Origin of the sequence: Infirmifilum sp., from assembly GCF_049970975.1 — an archaeon.
Lineage (GTDB): Archaea > Thermoproteota > Thermoprotei > Thermofilales > Thermofilaceae > Thermofilum > Thermofilum uzonense.
Genome location: NZ_JBMFLX010000128.1, coordinates 1 through 3661 on the forward strand (window position 1 = coordinate 1; position 3661 = coordinate 3661).

Sequence of the window (3661 nt, forward strand, 5' to 3'; positions counted from 1 at the left end):
CTTAAAGCCCCAGTCCAGCCCGCCCGCGCCAGAGAAGAGCGACACTGCTCTAAATTGCACCATCAACCCATCAGTTTTATTATCGCGTGGTTAGGTTTTTAAGTTTATATACGATATTGTTAGTGATGGGCTCAAAAATATTCGATGAGTTACACTCTCTTTCAGACTGGCTTCTCAACGTCGAGGCTAAGATCAGGGACGCTGTAACTAGGGTTCAGCTGGATCTCGCCAACGGTAAGCTAAGTGAGTACGCGACGCGTGAGAGTCGCTCCGAGGCATTTGATTATCTAAGTGATATCCGCTACGTCGAAGCTAACTACAACACAGTCGTAAGAACGGTTAGGGAGGCAGGGCTGGACGGGAGGGAGATTGATGAGGCCACCGGGGAACTCGAGCGGGTTGCCCAAGAGCTTAGTAACATCACCAGTGCCGGAGAAAAGGTGCTCCGGGAGGTCACTAAATACTACGGGTGTTCAGCAATCAATACGTCGGTGGATCAGCCATCTATCGTCGCTAACTGCTCAGGTGGATCCTGCACCACGATACCTCATAGCGCGTTAGAGATAGTAAAGAGCGCCTACTACAGGGGGGGCGAGGTAGCGAGGAGTGCTTTTAGAGCCCTCAGCATGCTTCGCGACGTCACAGGTAACACGTCGGAGGGCACCAACGACATTCTCGCAGAGCGCATTAAATTTGCCGAGTTAGCTATGTGGGGTCTCACTATTCATAGAGGGCGTATAATTGAGTACCCGGACACCGCTAAGTGGGCGGAGTATGAGAGCGCTAGGGCGTTCGCTGAGGCTACTGAGGAGGCCAAGCTAGCCCTTGAGCATATCTGCGAGAGCACCTCGAAGATCGAGCGACTCTATATCGATCTTAAACAAGCGTCGGCGGAAAAGCTCTCGTCGTCTATTAAAGCGCTTGAAGAGTACGCTAGGGTGGCGTGCGACCTGAAGGATCTCATGCCAATGGTCGCCGTTCTCGACAGGGAGAGTGGTTGCTTCTCGGTCTCCCTTGGTGTGAGAGCATCCGAAAAGTACGTCGAGGCGTTTAGGAGGGCTAGGGCGCTGACCGGTAGGCCGGTCGGCTGGTTCATTCCTAACTGGGATCGGAAGGAGGATCTAAATCCCACAGCTGTGATGAACGACGTCGCCAGCTTCATCCACGTCTACGCAGAGGAGCTAAGGAAGGTGACTAGTAACGACAGGATGGAGGGTCACTGCATACTCGGTGAGGGCGACAAGCTGGTCGAGGAAGTCTGCAGGGAGTGGAGCAGGGCGGTCGACGAGTTTATGAGTGACTACGCCGAGGAGGACTACCCTCGACTCTTCGGCTATGTTACTGGTAAGAGGCTGTACATGAGGGTCGGTAGCATGGCAGAGCACTCCACGGTCGTGGAGAGGCTGAACGGGAAGGCCAGGGTTGAGTACTATGACTTCGACAGGGACGTGAGGGAGGAGATGTCAGGCCTACTCTCCGAGTTTGCCGGTTGTGCGTGCGAGGATTTACCGACTGCCGGGAAGCTCGAGTGCACCTGTCCGCTTAGCAACGAGGATCATGCGAGGCGGATCGGCGCGGTCGTCGCTAGAGCCACAAGCATGGACATCAGGTTCATGAAGAGGGGCAGGGAAACTCAACGCAAGGCGGAGAGGGAGAAGCTGAAGGCTTTCCTTGGCGATCGCCTAGTTACGGTATCAGCACATTGAAAAGAACTACCAACTTCTTCGTGTGTAGGCTCGGGTAGTGTTTGTGGTCTATTGATCATGCTCTTTGATCTCATCGAAACGATTTAATAGTTATAATGACGCTTTAACTATTGTGATTGAGGCGCAGGAAAGTACTAGGTGGTTAACGGCTAGGGATATTTCTTCACAGGCTGAACGCGTCATTAATGCTGTCCGCAAGGTAAAGGACGAGTCCCGCTCGGGTAAAACTACTGTTTATCTAACAAACGAGACGGTTCACCACGTAAGTGAATTTCTTTATAAAATGAGGGAAATATCGAATGTACATCATCTTGTATCTGAAGCCATTCGAGAATTAAGTTCATCGTTTAAAGAACAATCTACTACCGAGTTTTTACTCAATATGACTGGTGCAAGTGAGTTCTACAAAACGTTGAGGTCAACTAATGAACAATTCTTGGAACTATATCAATCAATTATGGATAAAATGGGCGGTGCTACGCATAGTTTTACCGACGTTAAAGGAGTGATAGTCTGTGAAGAAAAAGGGAGGCCTGTTGACCCTATACCCCTCGTTGAGGGTATTAAAAGTGATGTTTCATCCGTCGTAAATACTGCAAGTCAGCTTGCCGGGAAGCTCAGTGACACTCTAGAGGAGTGTAAAAAGGCGGAGAAAGAGCTGAAATCAATATTGATTCTAATTCCCTCGCTTTTAGGAACCGAAGAGATAAGTGACCTTAGGTATAATTATAAATCCATTAAAAAATCTGTAAAAGAGATTTGTGGTCTTATACAATACACATTGAACTCGACTAAGACCCTGGAAAAACTAGGCGAGAAGATTATTAATGCGAGGAAGGTTGAAGCACCAGAATCCTTGAAAGAGTTAGCAATTGAGTCTTTAGAGCTGGAAGATTCTCTAGTTAAAACTTCTCTAGTTAAATCAGAAATACGAGGCTTTCGAAGTTACATAAATAAATATCTATTACCTAAGGCTATCGTTGGCGATAAAATGTGCGTGGTAATGCCATTATCTAAGCGAGAACTCACAGAGAGGATAGAAAAATATGCGAGAGAGGTCTACGATGGGGCAATTAAAATCGTCGCGGAGAGTGCTGATTAGGACATAATACATAGACTGAGAGTAGACGAGAAATATATTTTCTCGGTTGCCCACCAGTTCACTAGCGGAGGCTGGTGGTAATACGTAGAAATTTTTTAAAAACTACACGTGTTATTAACATGTGGTGGAACAGGACGTTGAAGTAAACCCGTATGATGTTATCTTTTTTGCAAACCTGTTAACCACGGCAAGAAAGAATACGGAAAACCTTGTTAGTGCCACTAGAGAGGCTAAGAAAAGCGCTCTGACGACAGAGTATGCAGAGTGGAAGGCCCTCTCCAAGGCTAGAGACATATTTATCCATGTGTGGAACGCGTCAAGTTCCTTGCACAACGTTAAGGAATTGATTGACGAGACTATGGACAGTCCTGCAACACCCTTCTTCCTCGAGTTAACGGAAACCAAGGGACTTATAGAGGCACTGTCGGGGTCTGATGAGATAGAGCTTATAAAATCTATACGTGACTATGCGTGGAAGCTGAACGATGAGATGTTCTACTGGGGCCCGCACCCTCCACTACTTACGGATGAAAAGACGCGTGGAATCGCGTTCTGCGTCGATGAGGAGGGCGTTGAGGCGAACACCCTAGTAGAAGTGGCCCGGAAGGCAATGAAAGGTGTTAAGGAGCTTCGGAGCGCCATTAGCAGGAGTAAAGCATTCAGGACTGCGGTGGATATAGCCGATGACCTCAGCAATAAGGAGCTGGAAAACAAGCTTTTGAACGCCGTGGAGGTGACTAAGGCATTCTTTGGTGATGAGTTGCTAGATGAGGATTTATGGAGAATCATGGACTCTGCACTATCTTTCTCCCGCCGTGCTGTTGAGGAGATGGACTCCATGTCCGAGATGGAG

The 3661-nt window shown here is 48.3% G+C and carries 3 protein-coding genes; all 3 read left to right on the forward strand.

The window, feature by feature from the left end; all coding sequences use genetic code 11:
• Positions 1-125 precede the first annotated feature (125 nt).
• Positions 126-1706, forward strand: a complete 1581-nt coding sequence (locus tag ACP5KC_RS09420; protein ID WP_428287386.1) for a hypothetical protein — start codon at positions 126-128, stop codon at positions 1704-1706.
• A 112-nt stretch (positions 1707-1818) separates the two neighbouring features.
• Positions 1819-2808, forward strand: coding sequence for a hypothetical protein (locus tag ACP5KC_RS09425; RefSeq protein ID WP_428287387.1), 990 nt, complete (start codon positions 1819-1821; stop codon positions 2806-2808).
• A gap of 124 nt (positions 2809-2932) precedes the next feature.
• Positions 2933-3661, forward strand: a 729-nt coding sequence (locus ACP5KC_RS09430; RefSeq protein ID WP_428287388.1) for a hypothetical protein, incomplete at its 3' end; no start/stop codon positions are given.

What these genes read in the sequence shown, in the direction of transcription:
- ACP5KC_RS09420 (WP_428287386.1), top strand. Translation starts at nt 126, where the DNA reads ATGGGCTCAAAAATATTCGATGAGTTACACTCTCTTTCAGACTGGCTT.